Source organism: Streptomyces sp. NPDC002676, assembly GCF_053592455.1.
In genome coordinates this window covers 58,135-77,305 of record NZ_JBSFVT010000011.1, presented here as the reverse complement: position 1 = coordinate 77,305, position 19,171 = coordinate 58,135, and the positions used below count along the sequence as shown (strand labels likewise).

At 71.6% G+C, this 19,171-nt stretch carries 15 protein-coding genes; 13 read left to right on the top strand and 2 right to left on the bottom strand.

From position 1 onward, the window contains the following. Window position 1: 1 nt before the first annotated feature. Window positions 2–1,939, bottom strand: a complete 1,938-nt coding sequence (locus ACWD3E_RS27310) for a DUF2264 domain-containing protein (protein WP_451390210.1) — start codon at window positions 1,937–1,939, stop codon at window positions 2–4. A 281-nt stretch (window positions 1,940–2,220) separates the two neighbouring features. On the opposite strand from ACWD3E_RS27310, the gene ACWD3E_RS27305 reads away from it, so the two are divergent. The 8 genes from ACWD3E_RS27305 to ACWD3E_RS27270 all read left to right on the top strand — a co-directional run bounded on the left by ACWD3E_RS27305 (window position 2,221) and on the right by ACWD3E_RS27270 (window position 10,846). After that, a complete protein-coding gene (locus tag ACWD3E_RS27305; protein WP_451390209.1) occupies window positions 2,221–3,567 on the top strand; it encodes an ABC transporter substrate-binding protein in 1,347 nt (448 codons plus the stop codon). Further along, a complete protein-coding gene (locus tag ACWD3E_RS27300) occupies window positions 3,564–4,505 on the top strand; it encodes a carbohydrate ABC transporter permease (protein ID WP_451390208.1) in 942 nt (313 codons plus the stop codon). Before ACWD3E_RS27305 ends, ACWD3E_RS27300 begins: the two co-directional genes overlap by 4 nt. Continuing rightward, complete coding sequence (locus ACWD3E_RS27295) at window positions 4,502–5,410, top strand: carbohydrate ABC transporter permease (protein WP_451390207.1); 909 nt, start codon at window positions 4,502–4,504, stop codon at window positions 5,408–5,410. The genes ACWD3E_RS27300 and ACWD3E_RS27295 overlap by 4 nt, the downstream gene beginning before the upstream one ends. 122 nt (window positions 5,411–5,532) lie before the next feature. After that, window positions 5,533–6,513, top strand: a complete 981-nt coding sequence (locus ACWD3E_RS27290) for a hydroxyacid dehydrogenase (protein WP_451390368.1) — start codon at window positions 5,533–5,535, stop codon at window positions 6,511–6,513. A 136-nt stretch (window positions 6,514–6,649) separates the two neighbouring features. Continuing rightward, on the top strand, window positions 6,650–7,801 hold the full coding sequence (locus tag ACWD3E_RS27285) for a Gfo/Idh/MocA family protein (RefSeq protein ID WP_451390206.1): 1,152 nt from the start codon (window positions 6,650–6,652) through the stop codon (window positions 7,799–7,801). Next, a complete protein-coding gene (locus ACWD3E_RS27280) occupies window positions 7,801–8,949 on the top strand; it encodes a dihydrodipicolinate synthase family protein (protein WP_451390205.1) in 1,149 nt (382 codons plus the stop codon). The genes ACWD3E_RS27285 and ACWD3E_RS27280 overlap by 1 nt, the downstream gene beginning before the upstream one ends. Further along, window positions 8,949–9,767 (top strand): sugar phosphate isomerase/epimerase family protein, encoded by an 819-nt coding sequence (locus ACWD3E_RS27275; RefSeq protein WP_451390204.1) that lies wholly within the window; start codon window positions 8,949–8,951, stop codon window positions 9,765–9,767. The genes ACWD3E_RS27280 and ACWD3E_RS27275 overlap by 1 nt, the downstream gene beginning before the upstream one ends. Further along, window positions 9,764–10,846, top strand: coding sequence for a glycerate kinase (locus ACWD3E_RS27270; RefSeq protein WP_451390203.1), 1,083 nt, complete (start codon window positions 9,764–9,766; stop codon window positions 10,844–10,846). The genes ACWD3E_RS27275 and ACWD3E_RS27270 overlap by 4 nt, the downstream gene beginning before the upstream one ends. Window positions 10,847–10,923: 77 nt before the next feature. On the opposite strand, the gene ACWD3E_RS27265 is transcribed toward ACWD3E_RS27270, so the two are convergent. Next, window positions 10,924–11,988 (bottom strand): LacI family DNA-binding transcriptional regulator, encoded by a 1,065-nt coding sequence (locus ACWD3E_RS27265; RefSeq protein ID WP_451390202.1) that lies wholly within the window; start codon window positions 11,986–11,988, stop codon window positions 10,924–10,926. A gap of 553 nt (window positions 11,989–12,541) precedes the next feature. On the opposite strand from ACWD3E_RS27265, the gene ACWD3E_RS27260 reads away from it, so the two are divergent. The 5 genes from ACWD3E_RS27260 to ACWD3E_RS27240 all read left to right on the top strand — a co-directional run bounded on the left by ACWD3E_RS27260 (window position 12,542) and on the right by ACWD3E_RS27240 (window position 19,160). Next, entirely contained in the window at window positions 12,542–15,049 is a 2,508-nt protein-coding gene (locus ACWD3E_RS27260; protein WP_451390201.1) for an RICIN domain-containing protein, read from the top strand. Window positions 15,050–15,488: 439 nt separating this feature from the next. Beyond that, complete coding sequence (locus ACWD3E_RS27255) at window positions 15,489–16,361, top strand: SIS domain-containing protein (protein ID WP_451390200.1); 873 nt, start codon at window positions 15,489–15,491, stop codon at window positions 16,359–16,361. Further along, window positions 16,358–17,365 (top strand): ROK family protein, encoded by a 1,008-nt coding sequence (locus ACWD3E_RS27250; protein WP_451390199.1) that lies wholly within the window; start codon window positions 16,358–16,360, stop codon window positions 17,363–17,365. Before ACWD3E_RS27255 ends, ACWD3E_RS27250 begins: the two co-directional genes overlap by 4 nt. Beyond that, complete coding sequence (locus ACWD3E_RS27245; protein WP_451390198.1) at window positions 17,362–18,306, top strand: 1-phosphofructokinase family hexose kinase; 945 nt, start codon at window positions 17,362–17,364, stop codon at window positions 18,304–18,306. Before ACWD3E_RS27250 ends, ACWD3E_RS27245 begins: the two co-directional genes overlap by 4 nt. After that, window positions 18,297–19,160, top strand: coding sequence for a class II fructose-bisphosphate aldolase (locus tag ACWD3E_RS27240; RefSeq protein WP_451390197.1), 864 nt, complete (start codon window positions 18,297–18,299; stop codon window positions 19,158–19,160). Before ACWD3E_RS27245 ends, ACWD3E_RS27240 begins: the two co-directional genes overlap by 10 nt. Window positions 19,161–19,171 lie beyond the last annotated feature (11 nt).

The following is a 19,171-nucleotide window of genomic DNA, read 5'->3' as shown; positions in this document are numbered from 1 at the left end:
TTCAGACCTCTGAGTGGACGGTGGTGACGGTGACCTCGCCGGGCGCGAGGACGGCCTCGTGCTCGACGCCGTTCGGCCAGCACACCTGGACGCGGTTGCCCTCGGCACGTACGCGGAGCCTCTGAAAGGACCCGGGCGCGGACCGGTCCAGCCTGGCCGCGCTGACGAACAGCGCGATCTCCGCGCGGGTGCGGCCGGTGAGCACCGGTACCGCGCCCGCCGCGCCGAAGGCGGTCCCGCCGGGCAGCCCGGAGCAGTCCGCGGAGGCGAAGCCCTCGACGCCCTCCAGGACGGAGGTCAGCCGCATGCCCCGCGGGCCGGTGGCGCTCCCCCAGGCGCGCAGGCCGTCCGCCTGCTGCTCCGCCGTGGCGCCGGCCGCCGCCCAGCCGCTGTGCCGGACCTCGGTACCGGGCTCGGCGCCGCTGACCAGGTGGGCGTGGATCTCGTCGGGGCCGGAGGCGAGGACCAGCGAGGTGACGGTGACGCCGGGCAGCTCTCGGCCGCCCACGCGCGGGCGGTGCGCGGAGGCGGCCCAGCCGTCCCCGGCGCCGAGCGGCCGGATCCGGCCGCGCTCGCTGACCTCGCCGTCCACGACCAGGCCGAGATGGTTGTCCGGGACGCCGTCGAAGACCGGCCCGGTCGCGGTGGAGTGTGCGAGGCGGGCGTAGAGCGGGTTGTCGGGGAGCACCTGGTCGGCCGGCTGGTCGTCGCTGCCGTGGTTGTGCAGGCGGACCAGGCCGTCCGCCACGGTGGACTGGATCAGCCAGCCCGGTTGTGGCAGTGCGACGACCGCGTCCGCCGTCTCGGCCGGGCCCTGCTCCTCGGCCGCCGTCCACGCCGGGTGGTCGGCGGGCAGCAGCAGGCCCAGGAAGCCCTTGCTCGCCCAGTACGGCGAGGCCGGGCCGGAGTAGCTCTGGATCATGGACGGGTACCGGCCGAACCAGCCGAGGGAGAGCAGGCCGTCGGCGTCGAGTGCTCCGCCGTCGATGAAGTAGCGCAGCGCGCCGGAGGCCAGGCGGCGGGTGGTGCCGGGCGAGAGCGGGGTGTGCCCGGTGAGGGCGCCCGCCCACAGCGGCGCTGCGGAGGCGAAGCGGTAGGTGAGCGAGCGGCCCTGGTGCATCGGCGCGCCGTCGGCGCCGAAGGTACGGGCGTGGCCCTCCAGGTGGGCGGCTAGCCGGGGGCCGTAGGTGCCGAGCAAGACCTCGTCGCCGCTGAGGTGGGCGTGCAGGAGTGGGTAGAGGTGGAAGGCCCAGCCGTTGTAGTGGTCGAAGGCGCGCGGGCGGCCGTCGGTGTACCAGCCACCGCCGAGGTACCACTGCTCGATCCGCGCCAGCCCGCGGTCGACGGCGCGCTGCCCCGCGCCGTCGTGATCGAGCCCGGCCTCGACGAGGAAGCCGCCGATCATGGCTGGGAAGAGCCACCAGTTGTTGTCGACCGGGGAGTGTTCCAGGCCTGGCGCGAGCCAGACGCGGACCTGCTCGCGGGTCTGCTCGTCGAGCCCGTCCCAGAGCCACGGGCGGGTGAGGCGCAGACCCAGGGCGATCGACGCGGCCTCCACGAGGGCCTGGCGCCGGTCGGCGATCCTCGGCCAGGAGACCAGGTCCCCGTCGGCGAGGTCGCCCTCCACGGTCGGGTTCCGGGTTCCGGCCGCCAGCCCTTCGGCGTACCTGCGCAGGACGCCGTTCGTGTCCGCGCCACCGGCCCCGGCGGCCCGGAAGGCCGCGAGCAGGAAGGTCCTCGCGTAGCCCTCCAGAGCGTCCGAACGCCGTCCCGAGATGCTCGGCCGCTCGCCGGGGAGCATGATCAGAGCGTGCTCGGGGCCGGCGTAGCGCGCCACGGACTCCAGCAGGCCGTCCGCGACGGCTTCCCAGTGGGCCCTGGTCCATCCGGTGTACGGACTGAGGGTCCGGTCTTCGGGGGGCAGCGCGATCGAGGACATGGCTGAGCTCCTTGCTCAAGGCGGGCTGATCGAATCTAGAAATCGGCAGATCATTCGTCAAGAAGATTCGAGCAAATGATCAGAACAGCCCCCATCGGGCCACTGAGCCCTCATATCCCGGATTCAGCACCTCGTACACCTGCTATCAGATCAGATCGGATCAATCGATCGTCAACTATTGACTCTGATCGAAGGCGGTCGCAGGATAGCGACACCTCGCCGACGTCGACGATTCGACGGTCGGCCAGTGGCACACTGTCCCCCTCCTCAGGAGCCGAGCCATGTCGACTACCCCTACCGCCGCTCGTTCGCGCAGAGCGCGCCTCGTGGCCGCCGCGACCGTCGGTGCGCTTTCCCTCTCCCTCGTCGCAGCCTGCGGCAGCGGGAGTTCCAGCGGCGGCAGCGCGGCCTCCGGCCCGGTCAGGATCACCTTCTGGGGATGGGCCAAGGGCACCGAGGACGTCGTCAAGGCGTTCAACGCCTCCCACAAGGACGTCCAGGTCAACTTCGAGCAGATCCCGTCCGGCGTCGCCGGCGGCTACGCGAAGATCTCGGACGCCGTCAAGGCCGGCAACGCCCCGGACCTGTTCAACGTCGAGTACGCGGCGCTGCCCGACTTCGTCAACCAGGGCGCCGTCCAGGACATCACCTCGCTCGTCCCGGACAGCCTCCGGTCGAAGTACCTGCCGCAGGCCGTCCAGTTGACCACGCTCGCCAAGAGGACCTGGGGTCTCCCGCTGGACGCCGCTCCGCAGGCACTGTTCTACCGCAAGGACCTGTTCGCCAAGGCCGGCATCACCACCCCGCCGAAGACCTGGGACGAGTACCGCGCCGACGCCGCCAAGCTCAAGAAGGCCGAGCCGAAGACCCGCATCGGCACATTCTTCCCGGACGACCCGAGCACCCTGGAGGCGCTGGCCTGGCAGAACAGCGCGCACTGGTTCACCAGCAGCAGTGACACCTGGAAGGTCGGCATCAACGCCCCCGAGACCAAGCGCGTCGCCGACTACTGGCAGAAGCTGATCTCCGACGACCTGATCCGCGTCCAGCCCTCGTTCAGCCAGCAGTGGACCGCTTCGCTGCAGAAGGGCGAGACCGCCGCGTACGTGGGCGCCGCCTGGGGCGGCGGTGTGCTGCAGTCGACCCTGGCCGGGGCCCCCGACGCCGCCGGCAAGTGGGCGGTCGCCCCGGTCCCGACCTGGAACGGTAAGCCCGCCAGCGGCATGCTCGGTGGCAGCACCTTCGCGGTCTCCAAGGACAGCAAGAAGGCCAAGGCGGCCGTGGAGTTCGCCACCTGGGCGACCACCACTCCCGAGGGCATCCAGGCCCGCATCGCCTCCGGAACCTCCTCGCTCTTCCCCGCGGACCCGGACCTGGTCCCGACCGCAAAGGCGGCGTTCAAGACCGACTTCTACGGCGGCCAGGACATCTACTCCGTCTTCGTCGACGAGTCCAAGGCGATCCTGCCCAACTGGCAGTGGGGCCCGGTCATGGGCATCACCAACAACGCCATGAAGGACGCCTTCGGCAAGCTCGGCAGCGGCGGCACCGTCGGCGCGGCCGTCGACGCCTCCCAGCAGGCCACGGTCGCCGAAATCAAGAGCCTCGGGCTCAAGGTCGCTCAGTGAACCGTCGTCGCACCGGCCCCTTCCCCCGCGCCGCCACCGTCAGCCGGCGCGGGGGGAGCGGGGCCCCCGCCCTGCTCCTCACCCCGTTCTTCCTGCTCTTCACCGCCGTGATGCTGGTCCCGATCGGCTACGCGGTCTATCTGAGCCTGTTCACCGAGCACCGTTCCGGCCTGGGCTTCGGCGAACCCGAGACGGTCTTCACCGGCCTCGGCAACTACACCCGGGCACTCGGCGACGCGGCCTACCGGACCGGCTTCCTGACCATCGTCGAGTTCTGCCTGTTCTACATCCCCGTCATGCTCGGCCTGTCGCTCCTGGCGGCGCTGCTGCTGGACTCCATGCTGGCCCGGGCCAAGCGCTTCTTCCAACTGGCGCTGTTCCTCCCGCACGCCGTGCCGGGCATCATCGCAGCCCTGATCTGGACGTACCTCTACACCCCCGGCATCAGCCCGGTGATCGACACACTTGACTCGGCCGGCACCCACCTGGACCTGCTCGGCCACCCGCTGCCCGCCGTGGTCAACATGGCCGTGTGGGAGTGGACCGGCTACAACATGGTGATCTTCTACGCCGCGCTGCAGGCCATCCCGCGCGAGGTCCTGGAGGCCGCCGTCGTGGACGGCGCAGGCCCCCTGCGCACCGCCCTCGGCATCAAGGTCCCGCTGATCCGGGCCTCGATCACGATGGTCGGCATGTTCACCGTCATCGGCTCGCTCCAGTTGTTCACCGAGCCGATGGTCCTCTATCGCACCGCGCCCGCCGTGGTCAGCTCCTGGACGCCCAACATGTACGCCTACACCGCGGCCTTCGATCACAACAACTACGGTCTGGCCGCAGCCTCGTCCGTGATGCTCGCGCTGGTGGCCGCCGCGCTGTCCTTCATCGTCACCCGGGCCACCCGTGGCCGATCCGAGCGCCGAGCGGAGGCCACCGCATGATCACGCTCTCCCACCGCAAGCGGCCCGTCGCGCACCAGGCTCCTCCCCTTCCCGGCACGCGTGCGCGGCGGCTGTGGAGCCTCTCCAGGGCGGCCGTCAACGGCGCCCTGCTGCTGTTCACGCTCTACACCCTGCTGCCGCTCGGCTGGCTGGTGACCGCCGCCGCCAAGAACACCCCGGACCTGCTGGGCGGCAACGCACTCACCGCGTCCAACTTCCACCTCCAGCAGAACCTGCACGACCTGGCCACCGTCGACGACGGGATCTACTTCCGCTGGTACCTCAACTCCCTGCTGTACGCCGGGGGCGGCGCCCTGCTCTGCGCGTTCATCTGCGTCTGCGCGGGCTACGCCTTCGAGGTCTACGCCTTCCGCGGCAAGGAGAAGCTCTTCGGCCTGGTGCTGCTGGGCGTCCTGGTGCCCACCACCGCGCTCGCTCTGCCGATGTACCTGCTCGCCTCCAAGGTCGGCATCGTCAACACTTTCTGGGCCGTCCTCATCCCCTGTCTGGTGAACCCCTTCGGCGTCTACCTCTCCCGGGTGTTCTGCGCCGGCTACGTGCCCACAGAGGTCCTGGAGGCCGCCCGGATGGACGGCGCCGGCGAGCTGCGCACCTTCTGGTCGATCGGCCTGAGGATGGTGATGCCCGGCTTCGTGACGGTGTTCCTGTTCCAGTTCACCGCCATCTGGAACAACTTCTTCCTGCCGCTGGTGATGCTCACCGACACCAAGCTCTTCCCGGTCAGCCTCGGGCTCTACTCCTGGAACACCCTGACCCGGAGCGAGCCCAGCTTCTACCCGCTGGTCGTGACCGGCTCGCTGCTCGCGGTCATCCCGCTGGTGGTCGCCTTCGTCTCCCTGCAGCGGCACTGGAAAGCCGGCCTCACCGCAGGCAGCATCAAGTGACCGCGCGTTCAGCCCACTTCGCCGACACTCCGGAGACCCCAGTGCCCGACCCGCAGACCGCGTCCACCGACGGTACGCAGGTGCCGCCAGCCGGACGTACGCGGCCGCGAGCAGTGCTGGCGATGCACCGCGAGCTCGCTGTGAGTCTGATCGACTCCCGCACGCTCGGCCGGCTCACCAGCCTCGCCGACCTCGATCCCTCACTGGTCCTCGACGACTTCGGCACCCCCGAAGCGCGCGCCGCCCTGGCCGACGCCGAGATCATCGTCAGCAGCTGGGGCTGCCCGCCGATCGACGAGGCCGTGCTGGCCGCCGCACCCCGGTTGCGTGCCGTCCTGCACGCCGCCGGTTCGGTCAAGCACCACATCACCGACGCCTGCTGGGAGCGTGGCATCCAGGTCACCTCGGCCGCCTGGGCCAACGCCCTCCCGGTCGCCGAATACACCGTCGCCGCCATCCTGTTCGCCAACAAGCAGGTTTTGCAGATCAGTTCCGAATACCGGCGGCACCATGCCCGGCGGGACTGGCACCACGCCCACCCGGACATGGGCAACTACCGCAAGACCGTGGGCATCGTCGGCGCCTCGCAGATCGGCCGCCGGGTGATGGAGCTGCTCCAGCCGTACGACCTCGAACTGCTGCTTCACGACCCGTACGTGGAGCGGGACGAGGCCCTCTCGCTCGGTGCCCGTGCCGTGCAGCTGGACGAACTCTGCATGCTCAGCGACGTGGTGAGTGTCCACGCGCCCGAACTCCCCTCCACTCGCCACCTGATCAGCCGCCGGATGCTGGCGCTGATGCCGGACGGCGCGACCCTGGTCAACACCTCCCGCGGGTCGCTGGTCGAGCAGGACGCCCTGGTCGAGGAACTGGTGTCCGGGCGCCTCAGCGCCGTACTCGACGTCACCACCCCCGAGGTGCTGCCCGCCGACTCGCCGCTGTACGAGCTGCCGAACGTGCTGCTCACCCCACACGTCGCCGGTTCGCTCGGCAACGAGCTGCACCGGTTGGGGGCCGCCGTCGCGGACGAACTCGCCTGCTACACGGCAGGCCTGCCGTTCGCCTACCCGGTCCTGCCGGAGGCGATCCACCGTACGGCCTGACGAAGCATCAGGCCGCCCTATCACCCGCCGGGGTTGTCCCACAGAGCCCGGCGGGATTCCGTTTCCCTCTCGGGAAAGCGCTTACCACGCCTCGGCGTCAACCGCCGAAGCTCCCATCGATGAGGAGAGCCTCCCTATGTCCCGCAAAGTGATCGGCGTCGTCATGAACGGCGTCACCGGTCGGATGGGCTACCGCCAGCACCTGGTCCGCTCGATCCTGGCCATCCGCGAGCAGGGCGGCCTCGCCCTGGGGAACGGCGAGGTCCTGTGGCCCGAGCCGATCCTGGTCGGCCGCAGCGAACAGAAGATCAAGGAGCTTGCCGACCGCCACGGCCTCAGCCACTGGACCACCTCGCTCGACGAGGCGCTGGCCCACCCGCTCGCCGAGATCTACTTCGACGCCCAGGTCACCCAGGCCCGCGAAGGGGCGATCCGCAAGGCGATCGCCGTCGGCAAGCACATCTACACCGAGAAGCCGACCGCCGAGTCCGTCGAGGCCGCCCTGGACCTGGCCCGCCTGTCCCGCGAGGCCGGGGTGTGCAACGGTGCGGTGCAGGACAAGCTCTTCCTGCCCGGCCTGCTGAAGCTCAAGCGGCTGGTCGACAGCGGCTTCTTCGGCCGGATCCTGTCCGTGCGCGGCGAGTTCGGCTACTGGGTCTTCGAGGGTGACTGGCAGTCCGCGCAGCGCCCGTCCTGGAACTACCGGGCCGAGGACGGCGGCGGCATGATCCTCGACATGTTCCCGCACTGGCAGTATGTGCTGGAGGGCATCATCGCGCCGATCCGCTCCGTGTACGCCCACACCGCGACCCACATCCCGGAGCGCGTCGACGAGCAGGGCCGCACCTACCGAGCCACCGCCGACGACGCCGCATACGCCGTCTTCGAGCTGGCGGGCGGCATCACCGCCCAGATCAACTCCTCCTGGGCGGTGCGGGTGGACCGCGACGAGCTGGTCGAGTTCCAGGTGGACGGCACCGAGGGCAGCGCGGTCGCGGGCCTGCGCAACTGCCGCTTCCAGCACCGCGCGGCCACCCCGAAGCCGGTCTGGAACCCCGACCTCCCGGTCACCGAGTCCTTCCGCTCACAGTGGCAGCAGGTTCCGGACAACCAGGAGTTCGACAACGGCTTCAAGGTGCAGTGGGAGCTGTTCCTCAAGCATGTGGTCACCGGTGCCGAATACCACTGGGACCTGCTGGAGGGCGCCAGGGGCGTGCAGCTCGCCGAGCTGGGTCTGCGCTCCGCGGCCGAGGGCCGCCGCCTCGACCTCCCCGAACTGGAGATCTGATGGCCGAGATCACACTTCCCGGCATCGGCGCCCACCGGCTGCGCGGGCCCGAGCCGCTCGACGTGCCTGGTGGCGCGACGGCCCACCGCACCGCCTTCGCCGCGGCCCATGTCGTCGCCGACCCGCTCGGCCCCAACGCGCCGGGCGCGCCCGCCGCCGTCGACTGGGACGCCACCCTCGCCTTCCGCCGCCACCTGTGGTCGCTCGGCCTCGGCATCGCCGACGCCATGGACACCGCCCAGCGCGGCATGGGCCTCGACTGGACCGCCACCAAGGAGCTCATCACCCGCTCCGGCGCCGAGGCCCGCGCCGTCGGCGGCAGGCTCGCCTGCGGCGTCGGCACCGACCAACTCACCCGTCCCACCGCAACCCTGCCGATGATCCTCGCCGCCTACGAGCAGCAGCTGGAGGTGGTCGAGGCGGCCGGCGCCCAGCCGATCCTGATGGCCAGCCGGGCGCTCGCCGCCACCGCGGACGGCCCGGACGGCTACTTGCGCGTGTACGGGAGGCTGATCGGCCAGTCACGGCAGCCCGTCATCCTGCACTGGCTCGGTGAGATGTTCGACCCGGCGCTGAAGGGCTACTGGGGCTCCCCCGACCTCGACCGGGCCACCGAAACGGTGCTGGCGCTCATCAAGGAGCATGCCGACCGGATCGACGGCATCAAGGTGTCCCTGCTCGACGCGGACCGGGAGGTCGCCCTGCGCCGTGTCCTGCCCGAGGGCGTCAAGCTCTACACCGGCGACGACTTCAACTACCCTCAGCTCATCCGGGGCGACGAACTCGGCCACAGCCACGCCCTGCTGGGCGTCTTCGACCCGATCGCCACCAAGGCCGCCGCCGCCCTGCACGCGCTCGACGCGGGCGACCTCGACCGCTACGACGCGCTGCTGGCCCCGACCCTGCCGCTGGCCCGGCACCTGTTCGCCACGCCCACGTACCACTACAAGACCGGCATCGTCTTCCTGGCCTGGCTGGCCGGCCACCAGGACCATTTCACCATGGTGGCCGGAGCGCAGAGCGATCGCTCCGTGCCGCATCTGGTGGAGCTGTTCCGCCTCGCCGACGCGGCCGGCGTCCTGCCCGACCCGGACCTGGCCGTCCACCGGATGCGCCGGTTCCTCGCCATGGCGGGGGTGGAAGCCTGATGCGGCTGTCGCTGAACCAGATCACCACCAGGGACTGGAGCCTGCCCGAGGCCGTCCAGGGCTGTGTCGACGCCGGAATCCCGGCGATCGGCCTGTGGCGGGACAAGGTCGCCGAGACCGGCGTCGCGACGGCCGCCAAGCTGGTCCGTGACGCGGGCCTCGCCGTGAGCACCCTGTGCCGCGGCGGTTTCCTCACCGCCCAGGGGGCCGAGCAGCGCCGGGCCGCGCTGGCGGAGAACTTCCGGGCCCTGGAGGAGGCCGCCGAACTCGGCACCAACACCCTGGTGATGGTGGTCGGCGGGCTACCCGAGGGCAGCCGGGACCTGGTCGGCGCGCGCTCCCGGGTCGCCGAGCTACTGGCCGAACTCGCACCACACGCGGGCGACTTCGGTGTCCGTCTGGCCATCGAGCCGCTGCACCCGATGTTCTGTGCCGACCGCGCGGTGGTCTCCACCCTCGGCCAGGCCGTCGACCTCGCCGAGCAGTTCCCGGTCGAGCAGGTCGGCGTGGTCGTCGACAGCTACCACGTCTGGTGGGACCCGGAGTTGGAGCGCCAGATCGCCCGCGCGGGAGAGCGGATCGCCTCGTACCAGGTCTGCGACTGGACGCTGCCGCTGCCCGCCGACGCCCTGCTCGGCCGGGGCCACGTGGGCGACGGCCGGATCGACTTCCGCTCCATGACCGAGCAGGTCGCCGCAGCCGGCTACACCAGCTGGATCGAGGTCGAGATCTTCAACGAGCAGGTCTGGCAGACCCCCGGCGAGCAGACGCTGCGGACCATGATCGAGCGTCACCGTGCCCACGTGGAAACCCCGTGAAGGTCGTCCTCGCGCCCGACTCCTTCAAGGGCACCGTCAGCGCCGCCGACGCGGCCCGGGCGCTGGATGGCGGCTGGCGCTCCGTCAGACCGGCGGACCACCTGGTGATCCGCCCCATGGGCGACGGCGGCGAGGGCACCCTCGCCGCCGTCGCGGCCGCCCACCCCGGAACCTCCCTGACCGGGGTGGGCGGCTGCACCGGCCCCGACGGCCGTCCCGTGGACGGGGAGTACGCGCTCCTGCCGGACGGCACCGCTGTGGTCGAACTCGCCACCGCCAGCGGGATCACGCTGATGGCCGAACTCGCCCCGCTCACCGCTACCACGCGGGGCACCGGCGAGCTCATCGCCGCCGCCCTCGACAGGGGCGCGCGGCGGCTCATGGTCGCCCTCGGCGGCTCCGCCTCCACCGACGGCGGAGCCGGCCTGCTGGCGGCCCTCGGCCTGCACCTGCTAGACGCCGACGGCGTACCCCTTCCCGACGGCGGTGGTGCGCTCCCCCATGCTCACCGGGTCGACCGCGGCCGGTTCCGGGCCGCGCCCCCCGGCGGCGTGCAGCTGCTCACCGATGTGGCGAGCCCGCTGCTGGGTCCCGAGGGTGCCGCCGCTGTGTACGGCCCCCAGAAAGGGGCCTCCCCCGCCGACATCGAGCTGCTCGAAGGGGGCCTGACCCGCCTCGCCGAGCTGCTCGGCGGAGACCCGTGGCGCCCCGGAGCGGGCGCGGCCGGTGGCGCCGCCCACGGCCTGATGGCCGCCTGGGGCGCCACCGTGATCCCCGGCGCGGCGGCCGTGGCCGACCTGCTCGGCCTGGACGAGGCGCTGGCCGGGGCCGACCTGGTCGTCACCGGCGAGGGCCGGTTCGACGCCACCAGTCTGCTCGGCAAGGTCGTCGGCGAGGTCCTCTCGCGCGCCGACCGGGCCGGGGTCGCCGCCCGCGTCGTCGCCGGGGAGTCGCCCGAGGAAGGCGTGCTGACACTCAGCCGGCTCGCCGGCGACCCGGATGCGGCTCGTGCCCGTGCGATCCACTGGCTCCACCGGGCCGGCGCCGCACTCGCCACCGAAGCCGAAGTGCGGGACTGAGCGTGACAGGAGACCTGGAACGGCGGTACGGATCAGCTCATCCGTACCGCCGTTCCGGGTTTCTCCCGCCGCCCCGTTCAGGCTCCGCAGGAACCCCGGATCTTGAGCGCGGGCAGCAGGTCGATCCGGCGCAGGGGGAGGCCCGAACCGCCGTCCAGGCGCCGCAGCAGCAGCTCCACGGCGGCCGTGCCGACCGCGCGCTTGGGCGGGGCGACGGCCGTCAGCGCGGGGACGGCGAGGGCGGCGTAGACGTCGTCGTACGAGATCAACGCAAGGTCGTCGGGAACCTTCAGGCCACGGGCGCGCAGCAGCGGGGGCAGCTGGATGGCGGCGTGGTCATTGTGGACGAGTGCGGCCCGGACACCTGCGGTGATGCCTTCGGCGATCCGGTCGGCCAGCGTCCCGACGCCGCAAGGATCGGGGCCGGGGCCGGAGGAGTCCAGGTCGACGGGCGGCTGCGGTTCCAGGCCGAGCAGGCGCACGGCCTCGGCGTAGCCCACCCGGACCTGATGTGACGTCGAGGTGTCGTTGCGAGCGCACAGCGTCACGGAGCGGTGGCCGAGCGAGGCGAGGTGCCGCAGGGCGAGCAGGACACCGTGACGATGGTCGGAGCCGACGGCGTCCAGTACCGAGCCGGGGCCTCCCAGGGCCGCCCGGCGTTCGACGAGCACGGCGGGCACCGGCAGCTCGTCGAGCCAGCCGAAGCCCTCGTCGCGGCCCTCGGGGCCCCAGTTGGGGGTCACCAGCAGTCCCTCGGCGGACGACTCCAGCAGTCGCCCGACCTGGGCGCTGTCGTCCCGGGACTCGTACGGGGCTATGCCCAGAACCAGCCGCGCGCCCGCAGCCATGGCCGCAGCGCGCGCACCGGCGATCACCTCGTCGAAGTAGGAGCCGACGGTGGGCACGAGCATCCCGATCACCCGTTCCCGGTTGCCGGGGCCGGCCGTCCCGGCATCCTCGGGAAGCGAGACCGCGCCGTGCGACCGACGCAGGATCCCTTCGCGGGCGAGTGCCGCGATGTCACGGCGGAGGGTCACCGCGGGGACTCCAAGACGCCGGGCCAGATCCACGATCCGGACCGTCCCGAGCTCCCGTACGGCGTTGGTGATCCACACGCGCCGGATCCCCGCCGAGACGGCCACGTGGTTCCCTCCCCTGGCGTCCGACGCCGACCTGTGCGGATCCGATCAGATCGAACTCTATCATTCGATCACCAGCAGATCAAAAGGCTGCCTGAGATCGAGGACTGCATCTTTCGACTTGATCAGTCGATCGAAAGGACACCGCAGTCTGCTGCGGCGCTGCCCGTCCTCGTGCAGGGTCCGGCCGTCGGCGGCAGGGCGTTTGCAGCTGCCGGGACTCGCGCAGCCTGGACCGCCGTGCGGTCTGGTGGGCGGGTCAGCTCTGCCGTGCAGTTGATCGCGGAGTCCCCGCGCCCGGCAAATCATGTGCCAATCATGTGCTGTCGGCCTGTTGCCCAGGGCATCTGTCGATCCTAGGTTTCTCCGCGTCAGGTGGACCGCTGCGAATCGACCACCATTCCACGGTCTGGCGTGGGAATTCTCCCTCCGCCGAATTGCGCGGCGGCATGTCGCCGCGGCAGCCGACCAAGCTTCCCCGAACCCCACGTAGAGGATGCGCATGCTGTCTCGAACTGCGCGGCAGGCACGGGCCGTGCTCGCAAGACTGGTACCGATGGCGTTGGCGGTCACCGCCATCGGCGCGGTGACCACGCCACCCGCCGGCGCGACGACACCGGCGTACACGATCACGACCGGTGCCACCGGTAGCTATGCCTATGCCGACGACACGCCGGCGTACCCCTTCATCGACAGCGACGGGAAGTTCTACTTCCAGTCCTCGCACTCGTTGTACGGCGGCAGCAACAGTCGCTCCTGGCAGTTCTGGACCGGGTCGGACATCGACACCAACGTCACCAGGGCCGCGATCTCCTCGGCCCCCGACAACGCCGACACCACGGTGCGCTGCAACAACAGCCCGACCGGCGTGCTTTCCACCTACGATCCCAAGGGCTCCCAGACCTCGGGGTATGCCGAGCGGAACTACTGCGACCTGATCGGGGTGTGGGTCGACCCGGACTCCGGCACCTGGTACGGGGCCGTGCACAACGAGTTCACCCCGTCGCCGTTCCGCGACGGTCTGCACTACGACTCGATCGACTACGCGCGGTCCGGCGACCACGGCAGCACGTGGACGGTCGTGGACCACATCATCACCTCGCCGTTCGCCACCTGGCGTGAGAACGACCAACTGTGGACGATGGCCTCCGACGGCAGCGTCCACGTGGGCGCCGGCCAGTGTCTGGACGTCACCGGCGGCGGCACGGCTGCCGGCACCGCGGTCGACAGGTACGGCTGCAACGGCAACGCCAACCAGAAGTGGACCGTCACCAACGGCACCCTGGTCAACCCGGCCTCGAACCTGTGCCTGACCGCCTCCGGCACCGCTGCCGGCGCCACCTTCACCATCCAGACCTGCAGCGCCTCCGGCTCGGCGACGCAGTCCTTCACCACGCCGGCCGCCGGCGCCGCCGGGCAGATCCACCTCACCGGCACCCCCGCCACCTGCGTCGACGCCTACACCACCGTGCAGTTGGCCGCCTGCAACGACCCCACCAAGGACGGCCGCGCCCAGTTCCCGAACCAGACCTACTACTACGGCGACGGCGACCCGAAGCTGTTCGTCGACTACGCCTCCGGATACTTCTACCTCTACTACGACACACAGATCCTCAACCAGGCGGGCGGCGGCCGGGTCGACCTCGGCCACGTCGCGCGGGCCCCGATCTCGGACAAGATGGCGCCGTCGTCGTGGAAGAAGTGGTACGGCGGCACCTGGACCGAGCCCGGCACCGGCGGCAAGGAGGCCGACCTGGTCCCCTCCGACGGCACCAGCCCCGGATACCTGGACGACGTCTACAACCCGAACAACACCGGGACCACCGCGCAGCAGCTGAGCGCCGGCCAGCTGCCCAGCGCCCCGCCGCTGGCCTGGGTGGACGTCGCCTACGACGCGTACCTCGGCAAGTACATCAGCATGGCCCGCCCCGAGAACCCGACCACCTCCACCCCGCTGCACGTCTACGCCACCTCCGACCTGTCCACGCAGAAGTGGGAGGACATCGGCACGGTCACCAACCCCAGTGGCGCCGCCTGGTACCGGTCACTGCTGGACGGGACCAGCAAGACCGCCAACTACCTGGTCGGCAAGACCTTCCGCAACTACTGCATGTACAGCTGCACCGCCACGTCGGGTACCGAGTGGGTCAGCACCACGATCGACACCGCGCCGGGCAACCTGCCCGTCCCGCCCGTCAGTTCCGGCACCCCCTACCAGATCGCCGCCGGCGACGGCCAGTACCTGGCCCAGTCCGGGACCGCCCTGACCACCACGGCCGACAGCAACACCTCCGCGTCGCAGAGCTGGAAGTTCACCGCCACCGGCGACGGGTTCTTCACCATCGCCAACGCTGCCTCGGGCCAGAACATCGGCGTGAACGACACCGCCGACTCCGGACGTGTCTGGGGCGCCCCGCTCAAGCTGGGCACGGGCACGAGCGTCGGCTGGCAGTGGTTCCTGCAGACCGTCCACGACGCGGGTCTGCCGGCCGGAAGCTACCGCCTGGTCAACCGCTACAGCGGCCAGGCCCTCAGCCTGACCTCCGGCGCCGGCGGCGTTGTCACCGCGCCCCAGCGCGACTGGGCCAACACCGGCACTTCCGGCGACACCCACCCGGTCGACGCCCAGACGCTCACCTTCCCGGCCGGTTCGTCCAACCTCATTCCTGCCGGGGACTTCGAATCCGGCAACCTGGCCGGCTGGAGCGTCCACAGCGCCGCCGTCGTCACCGACACCGCGGCCCACAGCCCCGCCCACGACCTGCACCTCAGGTCGGGGGCCGGTGATTACGCGACGATGGAGTACACCGTCACCGGGCTGTCGCCGAACACCACATACACCTACTCCGGCTGGGTCCGCGCCGATTCGGGCAGCTCCACCAGCTTCGGTGTGAAGAACTACGGAGGCGCACAGGTCACCAGCCGCACCTCGGCCACCGGCTGGACCCGGTTGTCGGACACCTTCACCACCGGTGCCACCGACACCTCCGCCAGGGTCTTCTGCTACCTGCCGTCCGCATCGGCCACGTCCACCTGCGACGACCTCAGCCTCACCGTCGGCTAGCCAGTCGCCCTTGGGGAAGCCCTGAGGCCCGCGCGGCTCCGCGCGGGCCTCAGGGCTTTCGTTCTGCACGGCCGTGTACTGGGGGGCTCCCCTGCTCTCGGCCGCTGCTTTGCGGGAGGAGCGTTTCGACGCCGACCGCCGTGGTCGGGCCAGGGCAGGTGATCCCATGGCGCGTGCGCCCACCCTGGAGGGGCGGCCGGTGCTGACAGGGTTCCGCCACCCCTTGCGCGACCGTTCCCGTACGGCCCGATCGTGGACGCCCTTGGCCAGCCACGCTGAGGGCCCGCGGGCGGAGCGCCTGCGGGCCCTGTTGGCGATCCCGTACACCCCTGAACGATCAAAACAGATCGATCGATCCACGATCACTAATTGCGCGCATCTGATCTGATGCGATATATCTGCTCCATTCCAGATCACTTGACCTAACAGGGAGGTCGCGATGAGTCACGTCGCCGAAGAGATCGCCAGCCAGCCCGCCTGCTGGCGCCGGGCAATGGGCCTGCGCCCGTCAGGCCTGCCCGAGCCGGGCGAACGGGTGGCGGTGCTGGGCTGCGGGACCTCGCTCTACATCGCGCAGGCCTACGCCGCGCTGCGCGAGTCGGCCGGGCTGGGCGAGACCGACGCCTTCGCCGCGTCCGAGTTCCCGTCGGCCCGTCGCTACGACCGGGTCGTGGCCATCACCCGCTCCGGCACCACCACCGAGGTGCTCGCCGCCCTCGCCCGGTCCGCCGGAGTGCCGACCGTCGCGCTCACCGGCGACCTCGCCACGCCGATCAGCGAGGCCGCCGAGACCGTGGTCGACCTTGGGTTCGCGGACGAGAAGTCGGTCGTGCAGACCCGCTTCGCGACCACCGCCCTGGTGCTGCTGCGTGCCCACCTCGGTCTCGCGCCGGCCGACCTCCCGGAGCAGGCTCAGTCGGCGCTGGCCGAGCCGCTCCCCCAGGGCGCCCTCCAGGCGAACCAGTTCACCTTCCTCGGCGGCGGCTGGACGGTCGGCCTGGCGAACGAGGCAGCGCTCAAGCTGCGCGAGGCCTCGGGATCGTGGACCGAGTCCTACCCGGCCATGGAGTACCGACACGGCCCGATCAGCGTCACCGGCCCAGAGAGCCTGGTGTGGTTCTTCGGGGAGCCGCCGACCGGGCTGCTGGACCAGGTCCGGGCGACCGGAGCGGCTGCCTCGGTCTCCTCGCTCGACCCGCTCGCCGACCTGATCCGCGCCCAGCGGCTCGCGGTGGAGTTGGCTGAGGCCCGTGGGCTGGACCCGGATCAGCCGCGCAACCTCACCCGCTCGATCGTCCTGGCCCAGGCATGAGTGAGCCGGGCAAGGGCGTGAGCCCCGTGGACGACCACCGCGCCGCGATCGCCGACGGACCGGTGATCGCCCTGGACGTCGGCGGCACCGAGATCAAGGCCGGGGTCATGGCGGCGGACCGCTCGCTGGTGCACAGCGAACGTCGCCCCACCGGGGCGGAGCAGGGTCCGGACGCAGTCATCGACGCTGTCATCGATCACGCCCGCGACCTCGCCGACCGGTACGCACCGGTCGCGGCCGGCATCGCGGTGCCCGGCCTCGTCGACGAGGAGGCCGGGAAGGCCGTCTTCGCCGCCAACCTCGGCTGGCGCGATGTGCCCGTACGGAACTGGCTGGCCCACGAACTGGACCTCCCAGTGGCCTTCGCGCACGACGTCCGGGCCGGAGGCCTCGCCGAGGCCAGGCTCGGCGCCGGCCGGGGCAGTCGCTCCTTCCTGTTCGTCCCGGTGGGCACCGGGATCGCCGCCGCCGTGATGGTCGGCGGCCGCGCCTGGACGGGCATCTCGCAGTCGGCCGGTGAGCTCGGCCACCTGACGGTCCGCCCGGACGGCGAGCTGTGCCGGTGCGGCAGCCGCGGCTGCGTGGAGACGCTCGCCTCCGCCTCCGCCGTCGCCCGCCGCTACCGCAGTGCCACCGGCCGGACCGGACTGAGCGCCAAGGACGTCCACCGGCGCGCGCGAGCGGGCGACGCCGTGGCGGCCGCGGTCTGGGGGGAGGCCGTCAACGCCCTCGCCGACGGGCTGAGCGCGGCCGTCCAGCTCGTCGATCCGGAACGGATCGTCATCGGCGGTGGGCTCGCCCGAGCCGGGGAGTCGTACCTCGGCCAGCTACGCAATGCACTGGCCGCCCGGCTGACCTTCCGCGCGGCACCGCCGGTCGTCCCCGCCAGGCTCGGCCACCAGGCCGGCTGCCTCGGTGCGGCGCTGCTCGCCCGGGACCTCGCCGACCGCCGGGCGCCGCTCCCCCAGCACGCGTCCACCGCCGCCGTAAGGACGTTCTCGTGATCCTTACCGTCACGCTCAACCCGGCGCTCGACATCACCTACCGGGTGGACCGGCTGCTCCCCCGCGCCAGCATCCGCGTGCGCGATGCGGCCGGCCGCGCCGGGGGCAAGGGTGTCAACGTCTCCCGCGTCCTGCATGCGCTCGGCCACCCGACGGCCGTCACCGGCCTGGTCGGCGGCCCGACCGGCGAGGCCGTCCGCCGCGACCTCGCCACCGCCGGTCTCACCGACCACCTGGTGGCAACCATGGGCGAGACCCGCCGCACGGTCGCGGTGGTGGACGAGCAGGCCGGGGACACCACCATCCTCCTGGAGCCCGGGCCGCCGGTCTCGCCCGCCGAGTGGGCGGCCTTCCTCGACCGCTTCGAGCAACTGCTGGACGGCGCCGCGGCCGTGGTCCTGTCCGGCAGCCTGCCGCCCGGCCTGCCCGCCGACGCGTACGGCGTCCTGCTCCGCCTCGCACACAGCCACGACGTGCCCGCGGTGCTGGACGCGGAAGGGCCCGCTCTGCTCGCCGGGCTGCCCGAGGAGCCGGCGGTGATCAAGCCCAATGCCGACGAGCTCATCGCCACCACCGGGCAGGCCGATCCGCTCCGCGCGGCACAGTCCCTGCTGACGGCAGGCGCCCGTGCCGTGGTCGCCTCGCTCGGTCCGGCCGGCCTACTCGCCGTCACCCCGCAGGGCTGCTGGCGCGCCCGCCCCCCGCGCCGGATCGCGGGCAACCCCACTGGCGCGGGTGACGCGGCCGTCGCCGCGCTGGCGCTGGGCGTGGTCGGTGGCACGCCGTGGCCCGCCCAGCTCGTGGAGGCCGTGGCACTGTCCGCCGCAGCGGTCGCTGCGCCGCAGGCCGGTGACTTCGATCCCGGCGTCCACCGGAGCCTGCTGGAGCAGGTGACCGTCGAACGCCTCACCCCTCGCGAAGGAGTTCCCGCATGCCGCTGACCGGTACCGGCGTGATCGTCGCCCACGCCGTCGACGCCGCAGGTGGCGTCGGCGCGTTCAACGTCATCCAGCTCGAACACGCCCAGGCGATCATCGCCGGAGCCGTGACCGCCCGGACGCCGGTCGTGCTCCAGCTCAGCGAGAACGCCGTCCGCTACCACGGCGGTCTCGACGTCATCGGCGCTGCTGTGCTCGCCGCCGCCCACGCCGCCCAGGTGCCGGTGGGCGTCCACCTCGACCACGCCACCAACCCCGACCTCGTCCGCCAGGCCGTCGAACTCGGCTTCTCCTCAGTCATGTTCGACGCGTCGGCACTGGAGTATGCGGACAACGTGCGCGCCACCGCCGACGTGGTGGCCCACTGCCACGACGAGGGTGTCTGGGTGGAGGCCGAACTCGGCAAGGTCGGCGGCAAGGACGGCGTGCACGCCCCGGGCGCCCGTACCGATCCGGCCGAGGCCGCCGCCTTCGTCGCCGCGACCGGCGTGGACGCGCTCGCCGTGGCGGTCGGCACCTCGCACGCCATGCTCACCCGTGACGCGGCGCTCGACTTCGACCTGATCACCGCGCTGCGCACCGCCGTCCCGGTGCCGCTGGTCCTGCACGGCTCCTCCGGCGTGGCCGACGAGCACCTCACGGCCGCCGTCGGGCACGGTATGACCAAGATCAACATCTCCACCCACCTCAACCAGGTGTTCACCACCGCCGTGCGCCAGACCCTGGCCGACGAAGCGCGGTTGGTCGACACCCGCCGCTACCTCGGCGCCGGGCGCGCGGCCGTCGCCACCGAGGTCGCCCGGCTGCTGGCCGTCCTCGAGGCGCCCGCATGGGACGCCTCGGTCCTGACCTCCTGACCCCACGCGCG